Origin of the sequence: Microbacterium sp. (assembly GCF_031178445.1) — a bacterium.
Taxonomy (GTDB): Bacteria; Actinomycetota; Actinomycetes; order Actinomycetales; family Microbacteriaceae; genus Microbacterium.
Genome location: NZ_JAPSIY010000004.1, coordinates 314,076 through 320,176, shown reverse-complemented (window position 1 = coordinate 320,176; position 6,101 = coordinate 314,076). Strand labels below are relative to the sequence as shown.

Sequence of the window (6,101 nt, the reverse complement as noted above, 5' to 3'; positions counted from 1 at the left end):
CGGGGGCGTCGACGTGAGCGTAGTGACGCTTCGGGGTCTCGTACTCGATGTGCGAGATGTTGATCGTGATACCGCGCTGACGCTCTTCGGGCGCCGAGTCGATCGAGGCGAAGTCACGCTGGACGTTGGTGTCCGACGGGTACGTGTCGGCGAGCACCTTCGAGATCGCCGCCGACAGCGTGGTCTTGCCGTGGTCGACGTGCCCGATGGTACCGATGTTGACGTGCGGCTTGGTCCGCTCGAACTTGGCCTTGGCCACTGGGTCCTCCTCAGGACGATCGTGTAGAGACTCCGGGCACTGGATTGCGACCGGCTCGCTACGGGATAGGTTCTCAGTTTAGTAGAGAGTGAATGTGAAGTTGTGGGGTGTCCCGGATGCCGCCGGCGAGGCTGTCGAGCCTGCCGGCGACATCCGGAACGAAGGGCTTACTCGCCCTTGGTCTTCTGGACGATCTCCTCGGCGACGGCCTTGGGGACCTCGGCGTAGCTGTCGAACTCCATGGAGTAGACCGCACGGCCCGACGTCTTCGAGCGCAGGTCGCCGATGTAGCCGAACATCTCAGACAGCGGCACCGCGGCGCGCACGACCTTGATGCCCTGGCCGTCCTCCATCGACTGGATCTGGCCGCGACGCGAGTTCAGGTCGCCGATGACGTCGCCCATGTACTCCTCGGGAGTACGGACCTCGACGGCCATCAGCGGCTCGAGCAGCACCGGGTTGGCGCGGCGGATGGCCTCCTTGAAGCCCATCGAGCCCGCGATCTTGAACGCCATCTCCGAGGAGTCGACATCGTGCGCAGCGCCGTCGACGAGCGTCGCCTTGACGCCGACCATCGGGTAGCCGGCGAGCACGCCGACGTTCATCGCGTCCTGGAAGCCCGCATCCACCGAAGGGATGTACTCGCGCGGCACGCGGCCACCGGTGACGGCGTTCACGAACTCGTAGGTCTTCTCGGAGTCGAGCTCGAGCGGCTCGATGTTGAACTGGATCTTCGCGAACTGACCAGAACCACCGGTCTGCTTCTTGTGCGTGTAGTCGTGCTTCTCGACCGACTTGCGGATCGTCTCGCGGTACGCCACCTGCGGCTTGCCGACGTTCGCCTCGACGCGGAACTCGCGCTTCATACGGTCGACGAGGATGTCGAGGTGCAGCTCGCCCATGCCCTTGATGGTCGTCTGACCGGTCTCGGGGTTGAGCTCCGTGCGGAACGTCGGGTCCTCTTCGGCGAGCTTCTGGATCGCGGTGCCCAACTTCTCCTGGTCGGCCTTGGTCTTCGGCTCGATGGCGACCTCGATGACCGGCTCGGGGAACGTCATGGACTCGAGCACGACCGGGGCGGCCGGGTCGGCGAGGGTGTCACCGGTGGTGGTGTCCTTTAGGCCGATGACGGCGTAGATGTTGCCCGCCGTCAGCGAGTCGACCGGGTTCTCCTTGTTGGCGTGCATCTGGAAGATCTTTCCGATGCGCTCCTTCTTGCCCTTGGTCGAGTTGACCACGGCAGAGCCCGAGTCGAGGTGACCCGAGTACACGCGCACGTAGGTCAGGCGACCGAAGAACGGGTGCACGGCGACCTTGAAGGCGAGAGCCGAGAACGGGTCGTTGGCGTCGGGGTGACGCTCGATGACCTTCTCCTCGTCCTTCGGGTCGTGGGCCTCGATGGCGCCCACGTCGAGCGGGTTCGGCAGGTAGTCGACGACGGCGTCCAGCATCGGCTGCACACCGCGGTTCTTGAACGCCGAGCCGCAGAGCACCGGGTAGATCTCGTTCGCGACCACGAGCTTGCGGATCGCGCCCTTGATCTCGGCGATGGTGAGCTCTTCGCCGCCGAAGAACTTCTCGAGCAGAGCGTCGTCGGTCTCGGCGACGGTCTCGAGCAGCTGCTGGCGGTACTCCTCGGCCTTGTCCTTCAGGTCGGCCGGGATGTCCTGCACCTCGTACGAGGCACCCATCGTCACGTCACCCTTGGCATCGCCGGGCCACACCAGCGCGCGCATCTCGATGAGGTCGACGACACCGACGAAGTCGTTCTCGGCGCCGATCGGCAGCTGAAGCACGAGGGGCTTCGCACCGAGGCGGTTCACGATGGTGTCGACGGTGTAGTAGAAGTCCGCACCGAGCTTGTCCATCTTGTTGACGAAGCAGATGCGGGGCACGTTGTACTTGTCGGCCTGGCGCCACACGGTCTCGGACTGGGGCTCGACGCCCTCCTTGCCGTCGAAGACGGCGACCGCACCGTCGAGCACGCGGAGCGAACGCTCCACCTCGACCGTGAAGTCGACGTGACCGGGGGTGTCGATGATGTTGATCTGGTTCTTGTTCCAGAAGCAGGTCACGGCGGCCGACGTGATCGTGATGCCGCGCTCCTTCTCCTGCTCCATCCAGTCGGTCGTCGAGGCGCCGTCGTGGGTCTCGCCGAGCTTGTGGTTGACACCCGTGTAGAACAGGATGCGCTCGGTGGTGGTGGTCTTGCCGGCATCGATGTGCGCCATGATGCCGATGTTGCGGACCTTGCTCAGGTCGGTGAGCACTTCTTGTGCCACGGGGGTTCCTCCGGGATGGTTCAGGAACGATCAGAGAGTGTGGGAGCGGATGCCGCGGTGGCGGCATCCGCTCTGCCCATTACCAGCGGTAGTGAGCGAAGGCGCGGTTCGACTCGGCCATCTTGTGGGTGTCCTCGCGGCGCTTGACCGCGGCACCGAGGCCGTTCGACGCGTCGAGGATCTCGTTCTGCAGGCGCTCGGTCATCGTCTTCTCACGACGGCCCTTCGCGTAGCTGACCAGCCAGCGCAGCGCGAGCGTGTTCGCGCGGTGCGGCTTGACCTCGACCGGAACCTGGTAGGTCGAGCCGCCGACGCGGCGGCTGCGGACCTCGAGGGTGGGGCGCACATTGTCGAGCGCCTTCTTGAGCGTGGCGACGGCGTCCTGGCCGTTCTTCGCCTCGACACCACGGAGGGCGCCGTAGACGATCGACTCGGCGAGCGACTTCTTGCCGTCGACGAGGATCTTGTTCACCAGCGAGGTGACGATCGGAGCGCCGTATACCGGGTCGTTGACGACGGGGCGCTTGGGGGCGGGTCCCTTACGAGGCATCTAACTCAACCCTTCTTCGCGCCGTAGCGGGAACGAGCCTGCTTACGGTTCTTGACAGCCTGGGTGTCGAGTGCACCGCGGACGATCTTGTAGCGGACACCGGGGAGGTCCTTCACACGACCACCGCGCACGAGCACCAGCGAGTGCTCCTGCAGGTTGTGGCCCTCACCGGGGATGTAGGCGGTGACCTCGGTACCGTTGCGAAGCTTCACACGGGCGACCTTGCGCATCGCCGAGTTCGGCTTCTTGGGGGTGGTGGTGTACACACGGGTGCACACGCCGGCCTGCTGCGGGTTCGACTTCAGGGCGGGGGCCTTGGTCTTGGCGACCTTGGGCGAACGACCCTTGCGAACCAACTGCTGAATGGTTGGCACGTTCTCTCCTAGTAGTGCTGCACGGTGACAGCGTGATGGGGTTCACATCATGACCCACCGGCACAGCGGAACCGCTCTGCTTTTGGTGTGGTGGGTATGCCGTGGGGGCGAACCGGCGGTGCCGGCGCCCTGCATGCGCGCACAGCCGTGCGCACACTCGATCAAGTGTAATGCCGCGTAACCGTGGCGGTCAAATGAATCGGGCGGATGCTGTGCTACGCAGCATCCGGTCATCCCTCAGGGCGTGTCGGGGTCGAACGGGGAGTCCAGCGCCTCGCTCAGCTCGCTGAGCATGGCCTCGATCTGCGGCTCGACATACTGCGAGATCGCGTCCTGCACGCTGAGTCTGTGGCGCAGCAGGATGCCGCAGATCTCCCGTCCGACGAGGTTGGCGTACTCGTCGGCCAGCGCGACCTCCTGCCGGAGGGCGGCCTTCGCCTCCTCGGTCAACGGCGGCAGCGGCGGCAGGTCGGCGACCGCCTCGTCTGCCATCCCCGCCACGGTGAACAGGAAAGGCGCGCCCGGCACCGGCTCGGGATCCAGCGGCAGCCCCTCGTACTCCGGGTCGAGCCCTTCGGCCGGTCGGTAGGCGCGCGCTCTGTTGCGCGCCGCCTGCTGGTCGAGCTCGGCCTGCAGCATCGGCAGGTTCTGCGCGGTGTACTGCGCGACGGCGTGATCGACGATGGTCTTGATGCGGGTGGACAGGCCATGCTGCACGCCGTGCGGCACGTTGGCGCCGATGCCGGCGGCTGAGAGGATCGGCGAGCCGAGGCAGCGACGACAGGGAGCGACCCTCCCCCGGTGCGTGGCCGGCTCCCAGCGGGGCACCCAGCGCAGCCAGGCGTCGACGGCCTGGCTCACCTGCGTCTCCAGCGAGCGCTCCACGATTACAGCGTACGACCCGGCGCGCCCCGAGGCGCAGCATCGCTCCGTCGTGTCACTCCTCGTCGGCGCGCTCCCACGGCCAATGGGGGGCGCTGGCGCGAGTGCGACGAAGCGCGATCGCCGCCCAGGCGCCGACGGCAGCCGCGGTCAGCACCACCAGGCTCGAACCTCTCACGATGAGCTGCGACACCGCGGCCGCGGCATGCACGAGCCCCACCCCGCCGAGCAGTGCGCCGAGCCACACCCCCGCCAGGTGTGTGAGGGCGCTGCAGAACCCGATGGTCGCGGCGGAACGGAACGACGGATGCGGTCGCGAGAGGACGGAGCGAGTGATGACCGCGAACACGAGTGTCGCCGCAACCATGCCGACGATGCCCGGCCACATGCTGAGCTCCGGGACCGAGATGATGTCGACGTCGGCGAAATAGCTCAGCATCCCCAGCCCCAGGATGGTCAGCGAGACGAAGGAGGTCACGCCGATCACCAGGGCGAGGATGACCGAGACCCCCGCGGGCTCATCGCCGCGGGGGTCTCGGATGCTGCTCATGCCGTCACTCTACGCTCAGCGCAGGGCGGCAGGACCCGCCTCGAGCGTGCGCTCGTACTCGGCCTGCGCCTCGGCGTTCAGCGCCTTCTTGCGGGCACCGCTGCGGGCGACCCATGCGCCGAACCAGATGGTCAGCTCGCGGCCGAAGATGAAGGCCGCGATCGCGAGGGGTGCGAGCAGCTGCTCGTTGACCAGCTCGGCCGACTCGCTCGCGGTGACGCGCCAGAAGGGCTCCTGGAAGAGCTGACCGAGGAGGTGCCCGCCATACGCGGCGGCGCCGACGAAGAGGCCGAAGATGACCCACTTGCCCCACCGCCCGCGGTTGATGAACGCGCCGAGCAGCCAGAACGCCAGGAAGAAGACGACCACGGGCACCCAGAACGACCAGGTGGTCAGCGGTGCCAGCGCCGACTCGCCGAGGTTCTCGGCGGTGACGTCGCCCGAGAGTGCACCGAAGCCGAGGATGGCGGCGAGGTACAGGATGCCGAAGGCGATCGCGGCGATCAGCCCGATCGCGCCAGCGGCGCCGCGGTTGCCCAGCTCGCGCGGGGGCTCGGGAGCCTGCACGAAGATCGGCTGGGGTGCCGGCACGACGACGGGCTCCGCCGGCACGACCCTGGTCTCCGCGTCGGTGCCGACGCCGGCCGACGCGCCGTACGCCGTGTCGGCGACCGTCGGCTCGTGAGCCGCCGGAGGCGTGTACTCGTATGCGGACGTTGCGGGCGCCTCGGACGCCGTGGGCGTGGAGGCCGCCGCGGCCGCAGTCTCCGTGCCGCGGGTCACATCGTCTGCGCGCTCAGGACCGGAGGCGTTCGATCCGAACGTGCCGGGAAAGTCGCGTTCGGCCGCTTCGAATGCGGCGAGGTCGGCGTCGCGCTGCGCCTGGGCGGCATCCGCGTCGGCCTCTGCCTGGGCCTGGGCCTGGGCCGCATCGGCCTGCGTCGTCTCGGTCCGCGCCGAGCTGTCGTCGGCGGGCACGGGGGCGGCCGACGAGTCGGCGGACGCGGGTGCGTCGACGGCGGGCTCTTCAGCGCCGGGCACATCGCCTCGGGCCGCAGCCGCAGCGTCGAGACCCTCGTTGGCGCTGCCGACGACGTGGTCGACGTCGTGCGGCTGCTCGTTCTTGGGAACCTCGGGGTCGCTCATGGGGTCGCCTCTCCTGATGGGTGCACAGCGAGGGTATCGCCCGCGCGATCCCGCGTGA

7 protein-coding genes are annotated in these 6,101 nt (G+C 67.7%); all 7 read right to left on the bottom strand.

The annotated features are described in order from the left end of the window. Nucleotides 1-259, bottom strand: a 259-nt coding sequence (locus RIN43_RS08230; protein ID WP_309128419.1) for a GTP-binding protein, incomplete at its 3' end; no start/stop codon positions are given. A gap of 167 nt (nt 260-426) precedes the next feature. Then, entirely contained in the window at nt 427-2,541 is a 2,115-nt protein-coding gene (fusA, locus tag RIN43_RS08225; protein WP_309128418.1) for an elongation factor G, read from the bottom strand. A 79-nt stretch (nt 2,542-2,620) separates the two neighbouring features. Further along, the gene (gene rpsG, locus RIN43_RS08220; RefSeq protein WP_017201608.1) at nt 2,621-3,091 is read right to left on the bottom strand and encodes a 30S ribosomal protein S7; all 471 of its coding nucleotides are present in this window, start codon (nt 3,089-3,091) and stop codon (nt 2,621-2,623) included. A gap of 5 nt (nt 3,092-3,096) precedes the next feature. Further along, entirely contained in the window at nt 3,097-3,465 is a 369-nt protein-coding gene (gene rpsL, locus RIN43_RS08215) for a 30S ribosomal protein S12 (protein ID WP_091703622.1), read from the bottom strand. 237 nt (nt 3,466-3,702) lie between these two features. Beyond that, nucleotides 3,703-4,350 carry a spermidine/putrescine ABC transporter substrate-binding protein gene (locus RIN43_RS08210; protein ID WP_309128417.1) on the bottom strand — a complete coding sequence of 216 codons (648 nt, stop codon included), beginning with the start codon at nt 4,348-4,350 and terminating at the stop codon, nt 3,703-3,705. 52 nt (nt 4,351-4,402) lie between these two features. Then, a complete protein-coding gene (locus RIN43_RS08205) occupies nt 4,403-4,897 on the bottom strand; it encodes a hypothetical protein (RefSeq protein ID WP_309128416.1) in 495 nt (164 codons plus the stop codon). 15 nt (nt 4,898-4,912) lie between these two features. Then, complete coding sequence (locus RIN43_RS08200; protein ID WP_309128415.1) at nt 4,913-6,043, bottom strand: ABC transporter; 1,131 nt, start codon at nt 6,041-6,043, stop codon at nt 4,913-4,915. Nucleotides 6,044-6,101 lie beyond the last annotated feature (58 nt).